The organism is Pseudoalteromonas shioyasakiensis, assembly GCF_019134595.1.
Lineage (GTDB): Bacteria > Pseudomonadota > Gammaproteobacteria > Enterobacterales > Alteromonadaceae > Pseudoalteromonas > Pseudoalteromonas shioyasakiensis_A.
In genome coordinates, this window is record NZ_CP077771.1 from 698,858 (window position 1) to 725,135 (window position 26,278).

The window sequence follows — 26,278 nt, forward strand, 5'->3', positions numbered from 1 at the left end:
AAGAAAATATAGTGAGGCCTTGGAGGTTCGGCAAATAATTAAGTGTTTATTTTTACGGAGCAAAGTAGATTAGGATAAATAAGAACAATGAGTTTTTCATACCTTCTTAGATTGCCTTAACTCGAAACTTACCTTCTATAAATATGACATTTAGTTGACAGACACATGGAATGTACTAACTTTAGCTTTAGTAGTTAACATGCTTTTAACAAAGCAGTGCTTGATACTTTCCAACCAATTGGCAGCATTTGCGGGATGCAAATTAGCTGCCTATTCCTACTTCATGTTTAAGCATATAGCTAAGTAAAGCTTGGGCGTCTGGGTGTTTATCTGATTTTAACCCTGTTACAACACCTTGTTGATCCGCTGCCGATTTATGCTGGCCTAACTTCTCTTTTGCCTGAATTGAATCAAGTTCGATTTTAATACCAACAATGCCACGGAGTAACTTGGCTTGATAATCAACTGGCAACAAACTGCTGTCGTTTAAAATACTAGGCTCGTATTGGCTAATTAACTCATCTAGGCAAGCTAAGGTGTTGTCATCATCGAGGTATTCTACTGTGCCCTTGGCATGCACCGCAGCGTAGTTCCAAGTCGATACAGCTGGCTTCTCGCTATACCAATTGGGAGATATATAACTATGAGGGCCATTAAAAACCACTAAAACACAGGTATCTTGCAAGCTTTTGCCATGACGATTTGCCCGTGACACATGACCATATAAGGTACCAAACTCACCCTCATCGGGTTTATAAACTAAAGGTAAATGAGTTGCCTCAAACTCACTATCAACCATCAGAGCAAAGCTGTAGGTTTTGATAAACTGCGACACTCGCTCTGGTGTCATTTTCCATTTATTGGGGGTATGCATTACTTTCCTTTAGTGCTAAAAAAGGCCAGCAAACTGCTAGCCTTAGTATTGAGATGTGTGATTAATGTTGGCCATCAACAATAATGCGTAACATGCGACGAAGTGGCTCAGCAGCCCCCCATAACAGTTGGTCACCAACCGTAAACGCACTGATATACTCTGGGCCCATCGCTAATTTACGAATACGACCTACCGGAATAGACAGTGTGCCAGTCACTTTTACAGGTGTTAAATCTGTAGCTGAAATGTCACGATCATTCGGGATCACTTTGACCCACTCATTGTGAGAAGCAAGAATTTCTTCAATTTGCTCAACGCTAATGTCTTTGCGCAGCTTAATTGTCATCGCTTGTGAGTGACAACGCATTGCGCCAATGCGAACACATAAGCCATCAACGGGTACAGGCTGTTCGCTGCTTCCTAAAATTTTGTTTGCTTCAACTTGCGCTTTCCACTCTTCTTTACTTTGACCGCTTGGCATTGGTACATCAATCCAAGGAATAATGCTACCAGCTAAAGGCACACCAAACTGGTCTTGTGGTAAATCGCTTGAGGCAATTTTTTCGGTGACTAACTTATCAATCTCAAGAATCGCAGCATTTGGATCTGCAAGCTTGTCTGCCACTGTTTCGTGAATTGCACCCATTTGCGCAATTAACTCTTTCATGTTGCGTGCGCCTGCACCAGAAGCCGCTTGATATGTCATTGGGCTTACCCATTCAATCAAGTCTTGTTCAAATAAACCGCCTAGGGCTAATAGCATAAGTGATACAGTACAGTTACCGCCCACATAGGTTTTAACACCTTGCTCTAAGCCTGCACTGATAACGTCTTTGTTTACTGGGTCTAGCACAATAATACTGTCGTCACTCATACGCAGTGCCGATGCCGCATCAATCCAGTAACCTTGCCAACCTGATTCGCGTAATTGCGGGTAAACGGCTTTGGTATAGTCACCGCCTTGGCAAGTAACAATAATATCCATCTTCGCAAGCTCAGCGATATCATTGGCATCTAAAAGCGGTTTAGCAGGACCCGCAAGATCAGGACCTAATTGACCGGTTTGTGAGGTGGTGAAAAAAGTCGTGTCGATATTAGAAAAATCATTTTCTTGCTGCATACGTTCTAATAACACAGAGCCAACCATGCCCCGCCAACCGACTAATCCTACTTTTTTCATTGTTTGTTCCACTGTTTGATTCATTCAAATTACCTAAACTGTTAAAAATTAAAGTCCATTGCGTGAGAATTTAATTTTTACAGGAGTAATCTAGCATTGCGGCCTTAGCAAAACCAGCGCAAACCGAGTAACATCAAAATTTTTCATCTTAGCATCGGACAAGCTTCTGGCAGCACTAAGTTAAGCGCGCCAGCATGCACTTCAAAACGCTGTTGTTTTGAGGTGATTGGCTCGCCATCTAAGTTTATTGGCATTTCTGTTTGTGTTTGCCATTCAAGCCAAGGCACTTGAAAGCGTTTTACCCACTGTTGAGATGAATTAGGGTAATTGCTGAGCTCTTCGATAACCGCTGGTACATCTGAAATTGCAAATGATGTAAACGCCACTAAATCAACCAAGCCATCATTTATGTACGCATGTGGCGCAAGTGGCTGGCCACCGCCCGCTTTGCGGCCATTACATACGGCAGCGGCAATAATATCGCCCGAAGTACGTTCACCATCAGGCAGCGTTAACTCGCCACTGTAAGGAACAAAACTTAGCGCTTGTACAAGACCAGCCAAGGTATACGCCCCACCACCGAGTAAGTTTTTCAGTGCAGGCGGTGTGGTTGCGGTAATTTTTGCCCCAAAGCCAGCACTGGCAACGTTCACAAAATAACGCTTATCAACCTCTACCGTATCAATTGCATGCGGCTGACCATTTGCGGCAAGTTTCAGCGCAGGCAAGTACCCGTGAGGAATATTAGCGGCTGTAGCAAAATCATTCGCTGTGCCCATAGGTAAAATAGCAAGCTCTAAACGTTGTGACTTTTCCAGTTTCATTAATGCATTAACGGCTTCATTAACGGTGCCATCACCACCAGCTACTACAACACGTTTTACACCCTCTGCGACGGCTTCATTAATAAAACGCTCAATGTCACCGCCTTCATAGGTAACTCGCACTGCAAGTTGCTGACTAGTTCGAAATTTATCAATGGCGTCACGAAGCTGCTCATCTGCCGCTTTTTTGCCATTTATAATTAACCGTAAGTCCATTTTTAATCCCTGTTTTAACACTTAGAACTACCATAACACGCAATGATTTATATACCCAAACCACCTCAAGATGCAGAATTCAGCGTTTCACAGGTGCTTAATATCAAGGCGTTACTTTGCAAGAATGGCAGTCCCTTTTAAGAAGTAACAACGATGAGAGTAAGTGCCTGTGAAGCGCCCAAAGGGTTGGTTTAAAAACGATTTATACTGCGTTATTGATTTTAACAATAGAACCACTATTACTTGCAATCAATGCCTTGCCTAAATCGCTTTTAATTCCAACTGAAACTCGCATCTTGAGGTGGTTTGGGTATACGAAACAAAAAAGCCCTGCTAATGCAGGGCTAAATCAACGTTAGGATTTATTATTGTATCCTTCCTTGGGGAGTTTAATTAAAACTCGTAGCTGAAGCCTAAGCTAAACTTAGTGCCTTCTTCTTTCTTCCAAAGCGATAAACCTTCTTGTTCAATTTCTTTATCTTGACCAAGGATGTTTTCAATTTTGAACTTAACTTTTGTGTTGAAGTTCGGGAAGTAAGAATAAACTAAATCAAGCGAATGGAATGGCTTCTCTTCAGCATCTTCGTTACCGCGAGTACCCGGTACAATAATACGTGGACCAAACACGTTATAGACAAGTGATGTCGAATGGAAACCATCAGCAGAGTCATAACCCATTTGTAAGTTTGCTACCCACTCAGAGTGCCCCACTAAACGGCGCTCATCGTTAGTAACAATGTTAGACACTGTATCTGCATCAAGTGCATCTTTTAATTGCTGCTCAAACAACGAATCAACGCCGTCAGAATCATCGATACCTAGTTTCACAGTTGAATCAGATAGCGTAACGTTACCCGACAAGAACACACTCGACCAATCTGCACTGATAAAGCTAAAGTCAGTCAAGAAATCAACTTCAATACCCGTTAACTCACCTGATTCAGCGTTTGCAGTTAATAACTGTGGCGCAGCACCACCTACACCCGCAAGCTCTACCATTTCAATAGGGTTTGTAATGTCTTTGTAGAACAATGCAACTGATAGATTATTACCCGATGCCATATACCATTCAAAACGGAAGTCAGCATTTTTCAGTTTTGAACTTTGTAGTGTCGGTGAACCACGAACTAGAAACTCTGTTAACGGGTCAACGAAGAACGTAGAACTTACATCACGCATATCTGGACGAATCGTTGTTTCGCTTAAATTTAAACGAAATTGCATCTCTTCATCCATGATATAAGTCACAGCTAAAGAAGGATAAAAATCATCTTCTTTAATTGCTACTTCAGCGAGTTCATCCGTAGTGGCATCAAATAAGTTACTATGCGCCTTAAATGGTACTGATACTTGAGCGAAATCTTCCCAACGCACACCACCGGTAATACGCCACGTGTTGTCTAGGAAGTAATCAGCCATAAAGTAATATGCATCTAACTTATGTGCTGCACTGTATTTATCGCCGTCTGTTGTTCTGTCATCAAAAATGCCTGAACCCGTTGAGCTTGCATAGAAAGCATCATTATTGATGTTATCGTAAGCAAAAATCTCATCTAAACGTGAACCAAATGAATAATCATCTGAAATACCGCGGTGTGTAATCCCAAATGTGGTGTTGTTTGCTGTACGGGTTTTATCTGAGAAGTCGCCACCCACTTTTAGCTCAAGCTCATAGCCTTCACCATAAAATGGCATACCCATGTTCCAACCCCAAGTATCAACTTCGTCATGAAGCACTTGGAATTCACGTGTTACGTTAGTTGCTGAAACGTCTTGTAATTGCTCAGAAACAAACGAACCATTGTCGTAGTTACGTTGGAAAACAGCGTCTACACCACCTGGTGCATCACGGTTTGCACGGCTTGTACCTGCGTACCAATCAACAAACAAGTTGTTAAAGTCGATAAAGTTGTGTGTGCCTTTTAACTGGCTAGAGAACATTTCACGCTCTTCATACACAACATCAACACGGCGAAGATCACGTACACCTTCTTCCGTTTCGTTGGCATCATAAAAATTACGATTACGAACACGGTCACGCATGTCATGCAGGGCAATATTAGTCAGTTCAATTTTATGGTTTGAATTAAACTCATAACCAATATTAAATGTACCGCTCCAACGCACATTTTGTTCAGTCGATGTACCATCGTAATACTGAGCAAAACACTTGTCTTCACACCCTAAGCTACCGAGGTTTGTGCCACTTTTCTCTTGTGCTACTTCCCACTCATTTTCGTAAGAAACCGCAGCTAACACACCAAATGTGCCCATTTCACTTTCAAAGCGATCGCCTAGTGAAACTGAAAAGCTCATTTCAGGATCAACGTCTTTTTCAGTTGCTGAAATGTTCCAATCAAGAGCCGACATCAATGCTTGGCGCTCAGCCAATGTTGTATTGATATCACCTTCAAGGCCCGCACCATAAAAGGCATCGATGAACTCACTAGGTAACGCACGAGTACCATCATCACGCCCCATCCAGTCATCATCACCACCTTCATAGAAGTAGCCTGTATCACTGTTATTGGTGTTATAAGAAGTACCAATATCGACTTTAAATAAAAAATCAGTCGGAATTGATTTAGTTCTAATATTTACGTTACCACCACCAAAATGCGCAGGCATATCGGGTGAAAACGATTTTTGAACACTTAAACTTTCAATAATATCTGATGGAAATAAGTCAAGCGGTACAACTGAGCGAGTTGGATCAGGACTTGGTACATACATGCTATTAAGCTGAGTACTCGAATATCGCTCACCTAAACCACGAACATAAATGAACTTGCCATCAACAAGTGTCAAACCTGTTACACGACGAAGTGCCGATGCAGCATCGCCATCACCAGTACGAGAGATTTGCTCTGCACCCATGATATCGGCAACAAACGCTTGATTTTGACGCTCTTGAAGAACCGCGCCAGCACTCCCTTTTAAACGCTGTCCTACAGCAACCACTTCTTCAATTTCTTGTGCTTCATCCGCTGCATAGGCAGTATTCACTGATAAGCCAACTAATGCTGCAAGCACTGCGTGGTTTATCTTTGAACGCACAAGTTTAGAGGGGGTAAAAGATTTCATTATTATACTCCGAAAACAAAACTAGAAGCTGGCCGGGGTTGCCCCCGACCATGGATTAGAAGGGCTTAGTTAAGACCTACTTTTACCCAACCTGCTGTCCAGTCTGTTTGCGCATCCATTGCACCGATGTAATCTACTTGGTCGAAGAAGCTATTTAGGCTTGAAGCATCGAAACCGCTACCAAGTAGTGCTGATTCAGCACTTGGTTGATAACCGTTGTCGCTAAGACCTAACATTGCTGCGTCCATGATAGAGTTACCTTCTTGGCCTTCGAACCAAGATTGAACATTACCTGTACCAATTGCTTGGCTTGAGAAGTTATTATCTGCTGCACATGCAACTACTGAGTGACTGATAGTAAGTGAACCATCTTCAGCACGAGGTGCTGAATCTGCTCCAACTCGTAAGCAGTTTTTATAACCTTCACCACCTGTTACTACCACGTTTTTCAACATGCCCGCAGTACCTGCACGTAAACGGATACCGTTTACACCATCTGCACCGATGATAGTTACGTTAGAGATAGTAGGTGTAGTTAAAGGTGATGCATCTGAATCAAACTCTGAGTTATCAGCTTCAATTGCATTGTCACCTTCAGATGAAGACTGCTTGATTAATACGTATTGTGCATTACCAGTCCAACCGAATGACCAATCTAGCGAGTCATCACCAATGTTTGTTAGTACTAAGTGGCTGATGCTTGCAGTACCACCGAAGAACTCAACACCGTCATCAAGGTTTTCGTGAACGTGGATATAATCAAGTTCAGTTTGGCTACCAACACCTGCAAGTGAAATACCGTTAAGCTCATCACCGTTACCAAGTGTTTTACCTGCTTGTTTTACAACAACATACTTAAGAGTACCTGAGTTATCTTCAGGTTGGTTACCACCGAATTGACCAGCATCACCTTCTGCAGCAACACCACAGTTTGCTAGTTCATCAGCCGTTGTTTCGCCCACTTGGTCGCCACAAGAGTTCGCTGGTGCGTTACCAAGAAGTACCACACCGCCCCATTGACCAATGCCTGTTTCAGCACCTGTCATATCTTGGATTGATGTCATAACGATTGGTTGAGTTGCAGTACCTACCGCTTCAATCTTCGAGTCACGACGAACAACTAAGAAGTCATCACCGCTTTCACCGATTAGTGTTGTACCAAATTGAACATAAAGCGTTGCACTATCAGTACGGTCACCACCCACTGCCGTGCGGCCTTTAAGGATCCAGTGAGCATCGTTAGTTAATGTCACGTCAGAAGTAAAAACAACATCTTGTGCTAACTGATAAACTGGCTTATCGGTAATTTGTGGGAAGCTTGCAGAAACATCAGTCGCTAAACCTTGCTCCATTGCGTTTGTAATATCAGCAGGGAAACTAGGGTTAACAGCAACTGTCCAACCGTCCATCCAGTTGTTGTCACCGTCAAATGCACCAATGTAGCTTGTTTTAGTGAAGAATGGGTCAAGGTCTGACGCATCAACACCAGCACCTAATAGCGGTGAGCTTGATTTAGGCGTGAAACCATCTGTAGCAAGGTTTAATGTCGCTGCAGTAAGTGTTTGGTTACCAGTTTGACCTTCGAACCAAGACTGAACATTACCAGAACCGATTGCTTCAGAACCGAAGTTATTGTCTGCACTACATGCTACCACTGAGTTCTCAATAGAAAGCTCACCAGACTCAGCATTTGCTACAGAGTCAGAACCTACACGTAAACAGTTTTTGTAACCTTCAGGGCCTGTCACAACCATGTTACGGATAACACCCGCTGTACCTGCACGAAGACGAACACCGTTTTTACCGTCAGCACCAACAATCGTTACGTTTGAAAGTAATGGCTTAGTTAATGGTGTTGCGTTTGAATCGAACTCAGAGTTATCTGCTTCGATTGCATTGTCACCTTCAACAGATGATTGTTGGATATAAACGTTTTGTGCGCGACCTGTCCAACCAAATGACCAGTCAAACGCGTCATCACCAATATCAGTTAGTACAACGTTACGAACGTTGACAGTACCACCGAAGAACTCGATACCATCGTCAAGGTTTTGGTGAACTTGGATGTATTCAACTTTTGTTTTAGAACCAACACCCGCGAATGAAATACCATTTAGCTCATCGCCATTACCCAGTGTTTTACCTGCGTGTTTAACAACAACATAACGAACAACACCCGAGTTGTCTTCTGCATCATCACCACCGAATTGACCTGCATCACCTTCAGCTGCAACACCACAGTTTGCTAGCTCTTCAGGTGTTGTTTCACCTTGTTGGTCACCACATGAGTTAGCCGGTGCATTACCAAGTAATACTAAACCACCCCATTGACCGATGCCTGTCTCTGCACCTGTCATATCTTGGATAGATGTCATAGTGATTGGTGCTGTTGCATTACCATTAGCGTTAATTTGTGAACCACGACGAACAACTAAGAAGTCATCACCTGTTTCACCAATTAATGTAGTACCCGCTTGAACATATAATGTTGCGCTATCAGTACGGTCACCACCCACAGCTGTACGACCGTTTAAGATCCAGTGAGCGTCATTTGTTAATGTTACATCTGAAGTGAAGGTTGTATCTTCAGCTAAACGATAAACCGGCTTGTCAGTGATTTGTGGGAATTCAGATGAAACGTCTGTCGCAAGGCCTTGCGCCATTGCATTTTCAATATCCGTTGGGAAACCGCCATTGATAGCAACAGTCCAACCTTCCATCCAGTTATTTGTTGCGCTAAATGCACCGATTTGACCATTCGCTAATAATGGTGAACCCGCTAAAGGCATATAACCATTATCATCTAGCATTAGATCTGCTGGAGTAAGTGTTTGGTTACCGTCTTGGCCTTCAAACCATGCTTGTACAGTACCACCATTAATTGTTTCGCTACCAAAGTTATTCGCAGCTGTTTGACAAGCAACAACTGAGTTAGTGATAGTTAGAGAGCCGTCTTCTGCTCGAGGCACTGAATCAGAACCAACACGTAAACAGTTTTCATACGTTGCAGGGCCTGTAACGAAAACGTTTTTTAGCATACCTGCAGTACCTGCACGTAGACGAATACCATTGTTACCTTCTGCACCTACGATTGTTACGTTTTCAATGGTAGGGTTAGTTAGTGGTGTAGCGTCTGAATCAAACTCAGAGTTATCCGCTTCAATCGCGTTGTCACCTAAGTTCGCAGCTTGTTGAATGTATACGTTTTTCGCCGTACCAGTCCAACCAAATGACCAATCTAGTGAGTCATCACCAATGCTTGTAAGTACCACGTTACTTACGTTTACTGTACCACCAAAGAACTCGATACCATCATCTAAGTTTTCGTGTACTTGAATGTAATCAACTGTAGTTGCAGAACCAACACCGGCAAATGAAATACCGTTTAATTCGTCACCATTACCCAGTGTTTTACCTGCATGTTTAACAACTAAGTATTTCAATGTACCAGAGTTATCATCTGCAACGTTACCACCGAATTGACCTGCATCACCTTCTGCAGCAACACCACAGTTTGCAAGTTCGTCTGCAGTTGCTTCGCCTTCTTGGTCACCACATGAGTTTGCAGGTGCATTACCAAGAAGTACTAAACCGCCCCACTGACCGATAGACGTCTCAACATTAGTCACATCTTGAATCGAAGTCATTGTGATTGGCTGACTTACAGTACCTACTGATTCGATTTGTGAGCCACGACGTACAACTAAGAAGTCATCACCCGATTCACCGATTAATGTAGTACCTTGTTGGATATATAAAACAGCGTTATCAGCTCGGTCATTACCTACAGCTGTACGACCATTTAAAATCCAGTGAGCATCATTTGTTAGTGTCGCATCAGCTGTGAATGTAGTGTCTGCTGATAAGCGGTAAACTGGTTTATCTGTAATCGTAGGGAATTCTGAAGAAACATCTGTTGCTAAACCTTGTGTTAAGGCATTTTCGATGTCAGTTGGGAAACCAGTAGTCGCATTTTGAGAATCATCACGACCAGATTGGTCGCCGCCGTTATCACCATTGTCACCACCATTATCGATGATGTTAGTGACGTTATCGCCTTCGTTGACAGTGGTGTCGCCTTCTTTAACGACTAAATCACCACCACAACCAGCTAAAGAAACTGCTGCAGCTACCAAACTAACTTTGAATAAGTCAGATAATTTCATTGTTCACTCCGTTAAGATAGATATTTAATTATTGTGTTAGCGCATAAACTCAAGTCACCCAAAAGCACTGAAATTTAATGCTTTTGGGTCACTTGAGTTTTAAACTGCGACTACCTTACGGGAGCTGTATGACAAACTAGTTACACTTTAATAAACATAAAATGACAATATTAATTATTTAAAAAAGAGTTAGTTAGTTAATTTTAGGAACGGAAAAAAGCCGCCCGAAGGCAGCTTTGGTGTTGCGATTATAAATTAGTTCTTTTGTACGCTTACCTGTTGAATACGATTTAGAGTAAAGCGGTACGTAATGTTTCGGCGTGCACTTTTTCACGCTTCACATACTTGATCCATTGCTCAGCTAAACGCTGCGACTTTTTATGTTTTTCCGCTTGTTCAAACGCTAAAATCGAGGCATCAAAGTTTTGTAAATTGTACTGCGCCATACCTAAGGCAACATACACATTCGATTCAAACTCTAAGCCGCCTTTATCGAGGGCTTTACGTGCTGCATCCGCTGCTTCTTCGTATTTTTCAAGGTTAATGCTTACCTCTGCAATACGTTGTTCGTACTGACCATGCGTTACTAAATCAGCAGCTTTTGCAAAGTAAGCAAGTGACTTTTCACCCTCTTTTGCTTGTACCATTGCTTCTGCAACAAAGGCATAATTTTTCGCTGATTTTTCAGCGACACCGTCTTGCATAGCTTTACTCATCACGTTCGCCGCTTTAAAAGCCAGGCCGTTGTATAAATACACTTGTGATAATTGACGTAAATCTGATTTAGATTTCATGAAACCTTGTTGATATGCCGCTTCTAAAATCGCTAATTGCTTTTTCTCTGCGCCCGTTTCACCGTACATGCCACCTAACTGAACCCAGTACTCTGGCTTGTTGTAAAGCTTAACTAAACGCTCAAGTACCTCGACCACTTTGTCAGACTGATTAAGTGAGTAGTACATAGCACGCTGTAAGATTAACCAGTTTTCTTTTGGCATCTCACCTTTACTGTCAGCTTCTGCGATAGCTAGGTTAATGTTTTCAATGCCTTTTTGGTAATCTTTAAGCTGATAATACGCTTGAGATTTCAATACATAATAAGCATCTGTTTTAGGCTTGTCGTTAATCACATCCCACTGTGCTAAATATTTGATTACCTTTTCGTAATCGCTATTAGCCATTGCAAGTTGCGCTAAGCTAAAGGTGGTGCTTACTCGTAATGTTTCTGGAATCGCATCTTCGTTTACTACTTTTTCAAACGACGCAATTGCTTTATCTAGGTCGTTTTCGTTGTAGTAAATAAAACCGTAGAAATTATGCATCATGGCAATTTCATACGAGTTCATGCTCGAAGAGCGCTCTTGAATACTATCAAGTGCTTCTAGCCCTGCTTTTGCATCACCATCATCAGCCAGCTTTTGTGCTCGTGCTAATTGGCTATACACTTTTTCGCGCAGTGCAGGTACTCGTTTAGTTTTTTGCTCTTGAGCGTAAGCTGTTGCCAGAGTGACACCTGGTAACATACTAACAACGCTTGGTACTACAAGGCTGCTTGTGAAAGCAGCCGCGCAAATCACGGCAACTTTTAAAGGTTTCATAATCGCATTCCTCTTTTCTAACCGTTAATTTGGAAAGAAATTTTGTTCTGTACGCCCGCTACTTCAACAGCTTCACCGTTAACAACGCGCGGTTTATATTTAAATTTAAGTGCTGCATCCATCGCAGCGCGGTCAAACAATGACTCTGGTTCAGCTTTAATAACTTTCGGGTCACGTACTGTGCCTTGCTTGGTTACTGTAAACTCAACAATCACATAGCCTTCAATTCCACGCGATAAAGCTCGGCGCGGGTAAACAGGCGCTACTTTTACAATCGGCAGGTATTCACCATCGCTTGATTCAAGGGCTAAGCCGCCAGCTAAGTTAACGTCGGCTTCCACACTGGCACCAAAGTCAAAATTGGCATTGCTCGCGTTAGGATCACTGTTTTGCATTTGCGGTGATTCCATTGGCGGAGGTGGCTCTTTTGGCGTTGGTGGCTTTTGCGGTTTACGTTCTTTCTTTTGCACTGTCTCTTCTTTTTTCAGACGAACAAAATCAAGTACGTTTCCTTTTACGGGCTCAGACATGGCCCCTTCACCACCGCTGATCAGTGCCTGCATGCCTAAAAACAGCATGACAGTCACGATACCAGCGATGATTAATGCAACTATATAACGCATCGCTCACATTCCTTATGATGCTTCTTGCGCAGCAATCGACACATCAAATGCGCCTGCAGCTCGCGATGCATCCATTACTTTAATAAGTACATCAGTTGTGGCTTTCTTATCAGCTTGAATAACCACGCTACCTTGTGGGTTTTCAGCTTTTAAGCGCTCGATATTTGCTTGTACTGCACGAACATCTACTTGGCGTTTGTTGATCCAAATTTCACCTTTGTCAGAAATAGCAACTAAGATGTTGGCACGCTCTTTTTTCACTGCCGTTGCAGCTTCAGGACGGTTTACATCAATACCGGCTTCTTTTACGAATGATGCTGTTACGATAAAGAAGATAAGCATGATGAAAACAACGTCTAGCATTGGCGTCATGTTGATTTCTTCAGCGTCGTCTTCTTGAAATAAGTTACCTAGTGGCGCTCTCATTGTTAGTCTCCTAGTGGGTGATGCTCACATCACCCTAAAATTCGTTTAGTGGTCTAAGACCATTTTGTCTTCAAGTAATTGCACTTCGCGTTTTGCACGACGTTGTAAGAACGTTGACGCGAAAACCCCTGAAAGTGCACCCACCATACCGGCCATCGTTGGGATAGTGGCTTTAGACACCCCTGATGCCATCGAACGTGCACTGCCTGTGCCTGTAATTGCCATTACATCAAATACTTCGATCATGCCGGTTACGGTACCTAACAGACCTAAAAGTGGACATAACGCAACCATTACGTTGATTAGCGCAAGGTTATTATTTAGTTGCATGCCAGCGCGTGAAATCATCGCTTGGCGAATTTGCTCTGCGTTCCAGCTGTTACGCTCTGCTCTATTGCTCCAAGTGCTTTTTACGTCTTTCTTGTAGCGTTTAAAGCCACCAAAGAAATACATAAAACGCTCAAGTATCAATAACCACATCGCGAAGATGAGGACCCCGATGACCAAGAGAACTTGGCCACCTGTGTCGAGGAAATCACGTAGAGCATTGATTGCATCAATCAATAGCACCATGATTTATGCTCCTTTCTCGCTTCGCTCTGCGATGATACCTGCGCTTTGCTCTTGTAAAATCAACAGCATGTTTTTAGAACGCGTGTTAAGAAGTGTGTATAAGAATACTGTTGGGATAGCCACAACCAGACCAAGTACCGTTGTTACAAGTGCCTGAGAAATACCACCCGCCATTAGTTTAGGGTCACCTGTACCGAACAAGGTAATTGCTTGGAAGGTGTTAATCATACCGGTTACCGTACCTAGTAGACCAAGTAGTGGTGCTACCACAGAGATAATCTTAATTAACGTCAGGTTACGAGTTATTTTTGGCATTTCACGAATGATTGCTTCGCTTAATTTAAGCTCAAGCGTGTCGTACGCTACATCTGGGTACTGATCTTTCACTTTCATTACGCGACCAAGTGGATTGTCATCACGTGCTACTGTGTCTTTAAGCTGACGACGGATTTTGCTACCCATAATCATTAGAGATACAAAACGCTCAAGTGCGATTAGTAAAGCGATTAAGCCAACTCCTAAGATGATGTAACCAACCGTACCACCTTGGTGAACTTGCTCTTCAGTATCAGGTGCTTGTACTAAAAGACCTAAGATTGAACCACCTGTAGGGTCAAGTGCGAACGGTACGACACCTGAGTTTGCTTGCTGTAAATCAGCTGCAGTTGCTGTGTAACGGCTGCTAGGCTGACGTGTAAGCTGGCTGATTGTGTTCGTAGCCGGTGTGTACTCAAGGTATTTACCGTCTGCGATTAAGTTAAATGCACCAACACGCACCACTTCTTTTTGTGCTTTGCTGCCACCTTCAACGATAACATCTGTTGTAAAGCGAGATACTTTACCTTGCTCAGTCATTTCGCGTTGTAATTCAAACCATACTTTTTCGATATCATCGATAGAAGCAAGCTTTGACGTTGAACCCATTTTTTGTGCTAGTTCATCCATGAAGTTACTACGACCAGGAAGCTCTGCAGAAACAACTGACGTCATGAATTTATTGCTTGAATCACCCGCTACTTGTTGTAACACACCGAATAGCTCTTTAAGTGAACCCATGCGGTTTGAAAGTGTGTCTGTTAAGTTAGCTAGCTTTACTTCGTTTTCTTCAAATTGAGTTTCTAAACGCTCTGATTCGTTAAGCATTGCAGTACGTTTTGCTTGTGTATCTTTAAGCATTTGTACTTGTTCATTCTGACGCGCCATGAACTCTTGTTCACGTTGTTTATTTTCGGCGCTTTGCTGTGCTTTACCTTGCTCTAATGTTTTTAGTAATGAGTCTAAATCCATTGGCTCAGCTGCTAGGCTGCTACCAGCAAAACCAAGGCCAGCTGCAAACACGGCCATTTTTGTCATTTTCGTTAATAATTTCATCTCAAACCTCTTATTCAGCAGCGTGGACTGGCAGTGTTAACATATCTGGGGCAAGTTGCTTACGAGCAATGCGTAAACCTTTATTGATTTGGCTGATTGCAGAATCTGGTAATTCAACAAACGATTTTGTTTCTTTATCCCAGCTACCTGCTTTTTTGCCGTCGCGTGTTAAATAAATAAGTTCTAAACGACCAATGCGTAAGAAATCCACTTCGCGCTCTTGGCCATCTACATTCAATAATGCTGTGTACGCTTCGATAGTGCGACCGTAATCAACTTCTACTTGGTAAGCTTCAAGTAAGCGGCGGAATTTTTCACTTGAAGTGATGTCTGCGCGGTCCATCATTTCTTTTAATGATGCAATACGCTTACTACGTTCTTCAGTTAAGAAAGGCACGTCTAGTGCAACGAATTGCTCAAGACCTGTGATCATACGCATCATTAACGGCGTAATTTGACGCTCAATAACTGACACCTGATCCATTGACTCGTTTAACGCGTCCATTTCTGCAATTTGGTTATTTAATTGCTTAGTAAGTTGCGCGTTATAAACAGTTAAGCCGTCAATTTCTTTATTAAGGGCTTTAAATTGTTGTAAACGACCTTGCATTGAATCTGCAATCTTGTCGATTTTAGTTTGTGATTGCGCTGCAGATTTGTTTATCTCGCTGCTTTTATCAATTACTTTATCTAGATCGTTTGCATGTACTGCTGCAGATGCCGCTACAATACCTGCTAAAATCAGTGGTTTAACGCCTTTCATCGCATACACCTTTACTCGTTAAGTTAGCTTAATTTGCTAGTTGGGTTGTTTTATTGTGCGAAAGGATAACGATGAAAAATGACAAGCATGTTGCGCAAAAAATACAAAAATATGACAGCTGTAACAATTAGTTTATATTGCGCAAAGATAAGGCAAAAGTTGCAGGGTTTCGGGAACTAAATATGGGATAGGATTTGCTGGTATGTGCTTTGCCAGTCTTGATAATTAACAGGAATAGCAGCGAAGAGCCCTTTATCATCAAGGACTAAAGACGGAAAACCTTGAATAGGTAAGCTTCTGGCTTGGTTTATTTCGGCCATAAGTAACGAATTTATTTTTTCACTTTCAATTTCTTTAATGAATGCGTTTTTTTCTAACCCTATTTGCTCAGCAAGGCTTGCAAGAGTGCTGATGTCAGATGGATTTTGTGCATCTAAGTAGTAGGCTTTTTGAATGGCGTAGAGCATCTCGTGCTCTTTATTGTGCTGCCTTACAACAAGCACAGCACGGCATGCTGGGTAAGTAGAGCGGCGTGGTTGCGCGGTATGCCAAAACTCATGATTAAATGGCGTGCCAAGCTGCTGTTCTATACGTTGCCATGTTTGCTGTAAAAACTGCTGCATCTCTTTTGGCATTGGCTCATCTGAATCAGGCGCGAGGCCACCTACTTTGTATTCAATAGCAAGTTTATCGCCAAGGGCTGCTTTTAGTTTTAACCAGGTTTCTCTGTAGCCCCAGCACCAACTACACATTGGGTCGTATACATAAATTAGCTTTGCCATTTAGCTTATCTCAGTTAAATCAGAGACTACTACATTACGCCCTTTTGCTTTGGCTTTATAGAGGTTGTCGTCTGCTTGTTTAATCGCTTTACTAAATTGGCTGCCACGCTCAAGGCTGGCAATACCAATACTGCACGTAATAGTCACAGACTGCCCAACATCATAAGGGATCTGTTTTTCGGCGACATAACTACGCAGTTTTTCAGCCACAGCATGGGCAATGCTAAGCCCCGCTTTTGGTAGCAAAATAATAAACTCTTCGCCGCCATAACGTGCTTTTATATCTGTACCACGTAATTTATCGTGCAGCATAGAGGTAAAGGCTATTAATGCCTGATCGCCAAAGTCATGACCATAAGTATCATTTAGTGATTTAAAGTTATCTAAATCAATTAATAATACCGACATAGGTAAGTAATTAGCCGCTTCAGCTTCAAGGCGCGGCTGAATATGTTCATAAATATAACGACGATTAGCAAGACCTGTGAGTGGGTCTGTTAATGCATCGCGTTTTTCTATTAAGGTAATATCAGCAATTTTTTGATGGCTTTTTTGCCTAAAGTATTCACTGATCCCAGAGAATAAAATCACCATAGTGAAAGAGGCTAAAAAGCGTGAGGTTTCAACTTGCCCGTAATGTGCTTGCCCAAAGTTGGGGCTAAAGAGCAGTGCAACTGCACTAGCATACATAATTCCAACCAACACACTGCCTACTTTTAACCCTAAAGTGACATAAGCCACAATAGGGTAAAACATGAGCCAATATAAAGCGGTGTTTTCTTTGCCGCCGGTGTATACCAGTGCCACACAGAGCAGCAAAATAATCGATAAAATAATGCAGCTTACAGAGACTAAAGCACCAGTGCGAAAGTAATAGAGCATGCACAGCACAATAGTTATATCGCTCACCACTAACATAATAGTGAGCGGTAAGGCGTAAATTTGATAGTTAGATAACACTAACGAAGTGATTAATACGATGGCAAAAAAAGCCATAGTAAATAGCGTGAAGGCACGGCGCTGTTTATCCGCCGTGTCGACACTGTTTAAAGTAATGGCATTAAGCCAATTTTGATCCAAAATTGCAGTCTCTTAACAACTAAACTTTAAATTTAAGTACCAATTGTTCTAGCTCATAGAACTGGGCTTTTAATTTAGTGCACTCATTCAAGGTGTTATTAAGATTGCTTTGACCTTGATTTGATAGCTCACTAATTGAGTGTATGTCACTGTCTAAGCTTTGAATCACTTGGTTTTGCTCAGTTGTGGCATTGGCAACACTGTGGTTCACCTCATCAATTGACTCAATGGCACGGGTAACCTCAGCCATTTTATCGCCTGCTACATGAGCTTGCTCAACACTCTTTTCACTGTCGCGAATACTGGCCGTCATAACTTCAACTGCAGACGCAGAGCCTTGTTGTAATTGCGAAATGGTGTCTTCGATTTCTTGAGTTGATTGTTGTGTACGGTGCGCAAGTTGACGTACCTCGTCGGCTACAACCGCAAAACCACGACCCGCTTCTCCAGCACGTGCTGCCTCTATCGCTGCATTAAGTGCTAGCAAGTTAGTTTGCTCACTCACACCTTTGATCACTTCAAGCACTTGGCCAATGCTTACAGTGTGTGCATCTAAACTATTAATGGTTTTTTGCGCCTGCTCCATATTGCGAGACAAGGCATTAATAGCTGATAAGTTATCAGCTAATGCAGATTGGCTTTGTAATGATTGGCTGTTAGCACTGGTTGCTAACGTTGACGCATTACTTGCACTATTTGAGATTTCTACCGCACTCGATGTCAGCTCATTGATTGCAGTTGCAACGTTATCAGTACGTTTTGTTTGGTCAGCATACATGTCGAGCGTGCCTTGAGTTTGATTAACTAAACTCTCAACTAAGCGTTCAAGCTCAACGGTGGTATTTTTAACTTGCTCGATTGATGTATGAATTTTCTCGATGAATGCATTAAAGTAATGACTTAGCTCGCCAAACTCGTCATTATTTTCAACCTCAAGACGACGGGTTAAATCACCCTCACCTTGGGCAATATCTTTAATTGCATCGTTTAAGCGCTGCATTGGGCGCATTAAATAGCGAAGTAAAAACTGCATCATTAATACAATCGCGACAATACCCATTAGCATGTAGATAGCCGCCATATTTCTAAATGAGGCCACCGATGAGTAAGCAATTTCTTCGTTGATCACCACACCCAAATACCAATCAACATTTTGAATTCCTTTGATTTTGGTAAACGACACTAATTTGTCTAAGCCACCTACTTGTACTTCTACAAACTCAGATTGTAACGACAAACTTTTACCAAATAAGTCACTCATGTTTTTGTCGTTAAATTTAGTCTCTGGGTGGCTTAAAATGCGCCCTTCACTATCGAGTAAAAAGCCATAACCAAACCCTAAAAAGTCAATTTCGTTGACGATTTTAGTGATGGTTTTCATGTCGATGTCGGCACCTGCAACACCGCTAAACACACCGTTAGCTTGCATAGGCGCTACAGCTGAAATAGTCAGTTCATTGGTGGTTACGTCAATATACGGGGCCGTAAAAGCCGTGTTTGTTTTGTTTTCAACAAGTTTGTACCAAGGGCGTGTTGTTGCATCGTAGTCTGGCGGTAAGACAACAGATTGATCATTCAATACAAAGGTGCCATCAGTGATACCAATATAGGTATTCTTAAAACTCCCCGCTTTGTCGGCTGTGTTCAGCTGAGTAAGTGTAAGCTCTTTGCTATCACCAAGTTGATAGGTATCAGCAACTGACGAAACAATCGCTAATTTAGCATTTAACCAGTTAGCTATGTTTTGCGACACAGACTGAGAAATCTCTTGAAGAACGAGCGAAAGCTGCTCCTGCGTTTGGCTGCGCATAGAGATGAAGTTATTAATGGTGAATAAACCGAGCACTATCACTAAAACCAGTGATGCAGCCACAGTTACCTTGGTGGTAAATTTAAGAGTGCTTTGCATGACAAACCTGTTTGTTATTTTTTTCGTTGTTAGCCTCTTTATATTTAACAAATTTAAAGCTCTTTGTCTTATAAAATTAAGCTAAAACTAGAAAAACGTTCCTTTTATTAAAGTACGCTTTCTTTGAAAATCAATTACTTTGTTAACGGCAGCCAATTTCACTTCTTAAGTCGTATTAATAAAAAAGCAGCAAAAAATTTTTTGGAACGTTCCTATAGATTATTACTTAAACCGCCCCTGAATACGTATTCATTAAATCATTTTGTCATCTAGTTTTTTCGGTATAGCAAAAAAATGGCACAAAAAAACCCCGCAACTCTGTGCGGGGTTTTTATTGATAGTAATTTTAGCCGATGCGTTTTTTCCAGCTATCAGCTAAACGTACAACATTTAAGCCATACCAAGCGATAAATGCATAACAAATCACTGGTACAAAGAAGCTTTGTTGGATGTTTACTGTATCAGCGACTACACCTTGTACTAATGGTACTAAGGCACCACCGACGATTGCTAAACATAACCAACCCGAACCTTTACTGGTTAGTGAGCCTAAACCTTCAATAGCAACAGAGAAAATAGTCGGGAACATAATTGAATTGAATAAACCAATTGCAAGTACTGAGTAAAGCGCCACATCACCTTCAGTGAATATAGTCACTAACAGCAATACAATAACCATCATGGCATTAAAGAATAACGCTTTTGAAGGCGCAATTTTTTGAAGTGCTGCAGAGCCAATGAAACGACCCACCATTGCACCGCCCCAGTAATAAGCAATTAGGCTTGCAGCCGCATGCTCTTCAAGGCCAGCGATGTGTTCTTCGCCAAAATAGTTAACTAAGAAGCTACCAATTGAAACCTCTGCACCTACGTAACAGAAGATACCTACAACACCCATCATTAAATGAGGTGCTTCAGCTAGGCTGTGGCCTTTCGCTTTACAGTCTTGCTCTTCTGTATGCTCTGCAATCACTGGTAATTTAAAGAAGGCAAATACTACAGCAATAGTCAGTAGTGCTGCTGCAAGCATTAGGTAAGGTACTTTTACAGATTCTGCAGTTGCTGCGTTTGCAGCTAGTGTGCCTGCTGTACCAAAGAATAAAATACCACCCACATATGGACCAACTGTGGTACCTAGTGAGTTAAGTGCTTGTGCTAAATTTAAACGTGACGACGCCGTTTTTTCAGGGCCTAACGCCACAACATACGGGTTAGCAGATACCTGTAATACGGTAATACCTGCTGCTAGAACAAATAACGCACCTAAGAATAACCAATATTCATGCACTACAACCGCTGGGTAGAACAACATACAGCCAATTGATGCCACGACTAAGCCGGTTAGTACGCCATTTTTGTAGCCCATTTTTTTAACCAACATACCCGCAGGTAGCGAAACAATAAAGTAAGCACCAAAAAAACAAAACTGAACCAGCATTGCCTCTGTGTAGGTTAAATCGAACACCCCTTTTAAGCGCGGGATCAACACGTCATTTAAAACTGTAATGAAACCCCATAAAAAGAACAGGGTTGTCATTGCTGTCAGTGGTAGCAGGTAGTTTTTATTTTGCTGCGAACCATCGGCGACAAACGATTGGTTTGTATTTATTTCACTCACGTGGTTTTCACTCCGTTAACAAGTTACCTTTGATTCTACACATTGAAGTAAAAATAGCACAAAGATTTACTAGGAACGTTCCAATATTTTTATTTCCTGCTATAGTTGCAAGATGAACACAGATTTATTAATAACCCATGGCCAAAGTTGACTTTAAAAGCCCTGATTTTCTTAAGCAGCATATCCAAGATACTCTTGCTTTTTATCACCCCCATTGTGTTGATCATTCAGCCCATGGCTTAGCGGGCTTTTATCAATTCTTTAAAAATAATGGCGCGGTTTACGAAAAACACACTCGTCATTTAGTCTCGAGCACCCGCTTTGTTTTTAATTACGCGATGGCGTATATCGAGTTTAAAGACCCAGAATATTTAAGCCTCACTAAACATGGTTTAGCTCACCTTGAACATGCGCATAAACAAGCATCTGGTGGTTATGCTTGGCTTATTGAGCAAGATGATAACGGCAAAGTAACCGTGTTAGACGACACCAACCATTGTTATGGGCTCGCTTTTGTAATGCTTGCAAACGCGGTTGCTTTAAAAGCAGGGGTGAACGACTGCAAAAATACCATTTCGCAGGTATGGGATTTATTAGAGCAGCACTACTTTGAACCACAGCATAATGCCTATTTAGATGAGCAAAATGCCAATTTTAGCTGTGCAGATGACTATCGTGGCCAAAATGCCAATATGCATTTATGCGAAGCCTTACTCATGTGTTTTGAAGCGACCAACGAGACCCGTTATTTAAAACGTGCTACAGAGCTTGCCGAAACCTTTACCGTAAAACTGGCAGCTCAGAGCCAGCAGTTGGTGTGGGAGCACTACTCTAAAAATTGGCAAATCGATTTAGATTACAACAAAGATGACCCGCAGCATTTATTTAGGCCTTGGGGATTTCAACCAGGTCATCAAACTGAGTGGGCAAAACTATTACTTATTTTAAACCGCCATATTGATGAACCTTGGCTGGTAACGCGCGCTAAAAGCCTGTTTGATGAAACCCTGAGCATCGCGTGGGATCAGCAACATGGGGGCATTTTCTATGGCTTTGCACCAGATAAACAAATTTGTGATAGCGATAAATACTTTTGGGTGCAGGCCGAATCATTGGCCGCAGCAGCCCTACTCGCTGATGCCACAAATGACGAAAGCTATTGGCAATGGTACGAAAAAATTTGGCAGTACAGTTGGCAACATATGGTAGATCACCAATATGGTGCGTGGTATCGCATTTTATCAGCACAAAACCAACCATACAGTGACGAAAAATCGCCAGCAGGCAAAACCGACTACCATACTATGGGTGCCTGCTACGAAGTATTAAGAACCTTAACCTTGAGGAATGCATAATGAGTTTAGTGTGTTTTGGCGAAGCATTAATCGACTTTTTATCAGATGGTAAACAACCAGAGTCATTTACCAAATACGCAGGTGGCGCACCTGCTAATGTGGCTGTTGCAGCAGCAAAACTAGGCCTAAACACCAGCTTTTGCGGCATGTTAGGCGATGATATGTTTGGTCACTTTATTAAACAAGAGCTTGACCAGCATGCAGTAAACACCCAGTACTGTACATTCACCGATGCGGCTAAAACAGCCTTGGCGTTTGTATCACTTGATGACAGTGGCGAACGCTCGTTTAGCTTTTATCGCCCACCAGCCGCCGATTTACTGTATCGCGTAGACGACTTTGACCATGCAATGTTTGCAAATCACGCCATCATGCATGTATGCAGCAACAGTTTGACTGAGCACAATATCTATCAAACCACTATTTATGGTTTAACTCAGGCGAAAAAAGCCGGTGCAATCTGTAGTTTTGATATGAATCTGCGCGAAAACCTATGGCCAAGTATGCGTCATACTCTAGATAGAATGTGGCATGTTATATCTCTTGCAGATATCGTAAAACTCTCATTTGAAGAGCTTGAATTTTTAAATCAAAAAAGCCATCAAGAAATGCCACTTGAGCATACTATTGATGCCATTTTAAAGGCCGGTGTAACCTGTTTGCTAGTTACTAATGGCGGCGAAGCAATCAGCTTTTATCACGCAGACTTTAAAGGCCAAGTTAACCCACCAGCTACAAAAGTGGTTGATACCACAGCTGCAGGTGATGCGTTTATTGGCGGCATGCTGTCAAAGATTGGTCAGCACTGTGAAAACAAACAAAGCTTTAAAGCGTTTTGCCAAACGCCAGAGAATATCGAACAAACCATTGCATACGCAGCTAAAGCTGGCGCTTTTGCAGTAAGCCGTTATGGTGCATTTGCGTCTTTACCAAGCGCAGCCGATTTAGCCTAGAACTTTGTTTAGCTTGAGTAAAAAGCCCGGCATTAGTAATTAATGCCGGGCTTTTTCGCTATTGCTCAGTTTTACATTTATCGATAATTGGTAAATACCTAAACACCTTCATGCTTGGATCGAACACCACAAGATTCCCTGCTTTTAATGCAATGTTAATCTCGCCAATTCAATGTTAAGTCGTTTACTAGTTGAATAACAAAACGAAAATATTTCATCATCAAATCAAAGCAAAAAACCCCAGCGTTTCTATAATTAATACTGTGATTTACTTAAAAGGATTTGATTATGCTCAATTTAAAACAACCTCGTGTGTTAACGCTTTTATCTTTAGGTTTAGTATTCGCCTCACCAACTGTTTATGCCGACCAATGGCAATTTTCTGTAGAGCCTTATTTAATGGCCACTGCGATTGATGGCAGTTCGGCAATCGGCACTATAGAAGCTCCCCTTGAAGTCGAATTTGATACCATTTTAAACAACCTCGACAGCGCATTTATGCTCCATCTTGAGGGATATCATCAATCAAACTGGGGCTTTATTGCTGACTGGGGCTATATGGATTTAAGTAAATCTCATAGCGCCCCAAAACTTGGCGTGCTCAGTGCCCGGGTGCGTCAAGCCGTGCTCGAATTAAGCGTTGCCTACCGTTTTTCTAGCCCTTCAATGGGTGATTGGGTTAACTATGTGGGTATTCGTCGTTGGGATAACACCTACGAATTCGATCTCGACCCTAACTTTATGTCACAAGTGTCCGTGGTCGACAGAGATGAAGATTGGATTGACCTAATTTTTGGCTTTCACTTTAACAAACAATTAAGCGAACATTGGCAGTTAACAACTGCTGGGGATCTCGGTGGTTTTAACTTAAATGCTAAATTGACCGGCAGCTTAAAATTAGGTGCGGTGTATCAAATAAACCCGCATTGGGATCTGGGTATGAGCTATAAAACCACTTATGTAGATTACCAAACCGGCCAACGCGGAAATAAAAACTTCTTTAGTTATGATACATTTACCCACGGCCCGCAAATAAGCGTGAGCTATCAGTTTTAGTCGTTAGCCTGCTAGTAATTTGTTTCTATTTCATGGTATGTTTTTTAACTAATTAAAGAAAAAGGAATTCATCCTATGAATAATAAGCTTCTTGCTGGGGGCGCGATTGCGATTGTTGCAGGTGCGTTGTTGTACTCACAAAATAAAGCCAGTGTTGATGTAGATTTACCTGAGCTTGCATACGTACCTGCCGACACGGCGGTTTTTTATGGTCAACTTAAACCGTTTCCGTACAGCAAATACTTTGCGCTTATGCCAGATGCAATGAAAGGCACGAGCGATTTAACGCCCATCATTGCTGAGCTTAAAACTGTTGATGATAAGAATGCCCTATTCCTTGCATCACTGATGGAAAAATACCAACAATCACTTAGCTCTTACGATGCCTTCAAATCGATTTGGGGCTTTGGTGATGACTACAAAGGCATGATGTATGCGCAAGGTTTAATGCCGATTGTGCGTTTTCAGGTCGCTGATCAAAGCAGCATTATCAATAGCATTAAGCAATCTGCTGATGAAGCAGGTATTGCTTATACAACTGAAAGCCTTGAAGGCGTAAGCTACACACGCTTTGCCATTGAGCTTGAAGGCTTAGATAACTTCAACCTAATTGCATCAACTCACAACAATTGGGCTACCATCACGCTAACGACTGCGCTTTCTAACGAACAAGACTTACGTATTGCCCTTGGCGTAGAAAAACCGGCTCAATCACTGGCTGAGACTAAAAAACTACCTGAGCTTATTAAAACTTTCTCGCTGGATGGCAATTCAGTTGGCTTTGTTGATCATCAACGTATCGCCAATGCTGTAACAGGCAAAGAAGACTCTCGCTTACACCAGATGCTCAAAGAGCTACTTGATAAAGCCCAGCAATCAAATGCATTAGCAATGATTTCAACTCCTGAGTGTCAAGATGATATTGCAGCCATTGCCGCTAAATGGCCTGCAACAGTATCAGGCACAACAAAAACCCGTATCACCGCCGACTACGCCGACTTTGACGTAAAAGCAGTATTGCAAAGCACAGATCAAGACTTACTTAATACGCTACAAGCCGTGCGTGGTTTTGTACCAAAACATACCACTGAGCTTGACGGGCAAATGATGAGTGTTGCCTATGGTATTGATGTAGCAAAAGTACTGCCGCTTGCCAACACATTAACGGGTGCAATTAAGTCAGCTGAGTTTAACTGTGGCCCAATTGTCGCACTACAAAATGAAATGCAAGAGGTTAGCACAGCTGGCCTTGCAATGATGTCGGGTTTTGCAAATGGCGTACAAGGCATGAGTGTCAGCGTTCAAGATGCTGCATTGACCATTGATGACTACAACGGCCCACAAATAGATAAGCTTGATGCCATCGTTACTCTATCGGCGACCGACGCCCATGGCTTGTATTCAATTGCGCAAGGTTTTGTACCGCCGCTTGCGAACATAAAACTACCAGCCAATGGTGATGCAGTACTGATCAATGAATACATTCCATCGCCTGTGCCACTTAACTTTGATATAAAAATGGCCCTTAAAGGCAATCATATTGTGATTTTCACCGGTGATAAGTCAGCGCAAATCGCCGAAACCTTAGAGTCGCAAAGTGTTACTAAAAATGGCTTTGTGAATATGGCATTCGACGTACAAAAAATCTTATTACCTTTACTTGATACGATTGCATCAACGGGTCAATTAACTGATGAAGAAATGGCTGAGCTTGATTCCCTACGCGACCAACCTGTCGGTGTTTATTTTGCCACAGACATTACCGACAACGGCATTGGCCTTGAAAGTAACGTACAAATTACTAAAAAGTAGTTTTGAGTTTGAATC

At 42.1% G+C, this 26,278-nt stretch carries 19 protein-coding genes; 4 read left to right on the plus strand and 15 right to left on the minus strand.

Annotation, left to right across the window (positions count from 1 at the left end; all coding sequences use genetic code 11):
• Positions 1–262: 262 nt before the first annotated feature.
• From KQP93_RS20570 to fucP, 15 genes are all read right to left on the minus strand, one after another.
• On the minus strand, positions 263–874 hold the full coding sequence (locus KQP93_RS20570; protein ID WP_217876994.1) for an FMN-binding negative transcriptional regulator: 612 nt from the start codon (positions 872–874) through the stop codon (positions 263–265).
• Between the two features lie 61 nt (positions 875–935).
• Positions 936–2,078 carry an aspartate-semialdehyde dehydrogenase gene (gene asd / locus KQP93_RS20575; RefSeq protein ID WP_217876995.1) on the minus strand — a complete coding sequence of 381 codons (1,143 nt, stop codon included), beginning with the start codon at positions 2,076–2,078 and terminating at the stop codon, positions 936–938.
• A 119-nt stretch (positions 2,079–2,197) separates the two neighbouring features.
• Positions 2,198–3,094 carry a lipid kinase YegS gene (gene yegS / locus KQP93_RS20580; RefSeq protein ID WP_217876996.1) on the minus strand — a complete coding sequence of 299 codons (897 nt, stop codon included), beginning with the start codon at positions 3,092–3,094 and terminating at the stop codon, positions 2,198–2,200.
• Between the two features lie 393 nt (positions 3,095–3,487).
• Positions 3,488–6,178: a TonB-dependent receptor domain-containing protein gene (locus KQP93_RS20585; RefSeq protein WP_217876997.1), complete on the minus strand. Its 2,691-nt coding sequence runs from the start codon at positions 6,176–6,178 to the stop codon at positions 3,488–3,490.
• Positions 6,179–6,243: 65 nt separating this feature from the next.
• On the minus strand, positions 6,244–10,344 hold the full coding sequence (locus KQP93_RS20590; protein WP_217876998.1) for a hypothetical protein: 4,101 nt from the start codon (positions 10,342–10,344) through the stop codon (positions 6,244–6,246).
• Between the two features lie 290 nt (positions 10,345–10,634).
• Positions 10,635–11,942 (minus strand): tetratricopeptide repeat protein, encoded by a 1,308-nt coding sequence (locus KQP93_RS20595; RefSeq protein ID WP_217876999.1) that lies wholly within the window; start codon positions 11,940–11,942, stop codon positions 10,635–10,637.
• A gap of 17 nt (positions 11,943–11,959) precedes the next feature.
• Complete coding sequence (locus KQP93_RS20600) at positions 11,960–12,565, minus strand: energy transducer TonB (protein WP_217877000.1); 606 nt, start codon at positions 12,563–12,565, stop codon at positions 11,960–11,962.
• Positions 12,566–12,577: 12 nt separating this feature from the next.
• The gene (locus KQP93_RS20605) at positions 12,578–12,991 is read right to left on the minus strand and encodes an ExbD/TolR family protein (RefSeq protein WP_036971869.1); all 414 of its coding nucleotides are present in this window, start codon (positions 12,989–12,991) and stop codon (positions 12,578–12,580) included.
• 45 nt (positions 12,992–13,036) lie between these two features.
• Positions 13,037–13,564, minus strand: coding sequence for a MotA/TolQ/ExbB proton channel family protein (locus KQP93_RS20610; RefSeq protein WP_217877001.1), 528 nt, complete (start codon positions 13,562–13,564; stop codon positions 13,037–13,039).
• A gap of 3 nt (positions 13,565–13,567) precedes the next feature.
• A complete protein-coding gene (locus tag KQP93_RS20615) occupies positions 13,568–14,935 on the minus strand; it encodes a MotA/TolQ/ExbB proton channel family protein (RefSeq protein WP_054552069.1) in 1,368 nt (455 codons plus the stop codon).
• A gap of 10 nt (positions 14,936–14,945) precedes the next feature.
• On the minus strand, positions 14,946–15,698 hold the full coding sequence (locus KQP93_RS20620) for a DUF3450 domain-containing protein (RefSeq protein ID WP_062565605.1): 753 nt from the start codon (positions 15,696–15,698) through the stop codon (positions 14,946–14,948).
• A gap of 176 nt (positions 15,699–15,874) precedes the next feature.
• Positions 15,875–16,480 (minus strand): DsbA family protein, encoded by a 606-nt coding sequence (locus KQP93_RS20625; RefSeq protein WP_217877002.1) that lies wholly within the window; start codon positions 16,478–16,480, stop codon positions 15,875–15,877.
• A complete protein-coding gene (locus KQP93_RS20630) occupies positions 16,481–17,560 on the minus strand; it encodes a GGDEF domain-containing protein (protein ID WP_254907762.1) in 1,080 nt (359 codons plus the stop codon). It lies immediately after the preceding gene.
• A gap of 19 nt (positions 17,561–17,579) precedes the next feature.
• Positions 17,580–19,469, minus strand: a complete 1,890-nt coding sequence (locus tag KQP93_RS20635; protein ID WP_058584207.1) for a methyl-accepting chemotaxis protein — start codon at positions 19,467–19,469, stop codon at positions 17,580–17,582.
• 346 nt (positions 19,470–19,815) lie between these two features.
• Complete coding sequence (fucP, locus tag KQP93_RS20640) at positions 19,816–21,087, minus strand: L-fucose:H+ symporter permease (protein WP_055021632.1); 1,272 nt, start codon at positions 21,085–21,087, stop codon at positions 19,816–19,818.
• A gap of 137 nt (positions 21,088–21,224) precedes the next feature.
• Here fucP and KQP93_RS20645 point away from each other — a divergent pair, with 137 nt between their 5' ends.
• From KQP93_RS20645 to KQP93_RS20660, 4 genes are all read left to right on the plus strand, one after another.
• Entirely contained in the window at positions 21,225–22,442 is a 1,218-nt protein-coding gene (locus KQP93_RS20645) for an AGE family epimerase/isomerase (protein WP_217877003.1), read from the plus strand.
• Positions 22,442–23,395 carry a carbohydrate kinase family protein gene (locus KQP93_RS20650; protein WP_217877004.1) on the plus strand — a complete coding sequence of 318 codons (954 nt, stop codon included), beginning with the start codon at positions 22,442–22,444 and terminating at the stop codon, positions 23,393–23,395. The genes KQP93_RS20645 and KQP93_RS20650 overlap by 1 nt, the downstream gene beginning before the upstream one ends.
• Positions 23,396–23,683: 288 nt before the next feature.
• On the plus strand, positions 23,684–24,451 hold the full coding sequence (locus tag KQP93_RS20655) for a hypothetical protein (protein ID WP_217877005.1): 768 nt from the start codon (positions 23,684–23,686) through the stop codon (positions 24,449–24,451).
• A 75-nt stretch (positions 24,452–24,526) separates the two neighbouring features.
• A complete protein-coding gene (locus tag KQP93_RS20660) occupies positions 24,527–26,263 on the plus strand; it encodes a hypothetical protein (RefSeq protein WP_217877006.1) in 1,737 nt (578 codons plus the stop codon).
• The last annotated feature ends 15 nt before the right edge of the window (positions 26,264–26,278 follow it).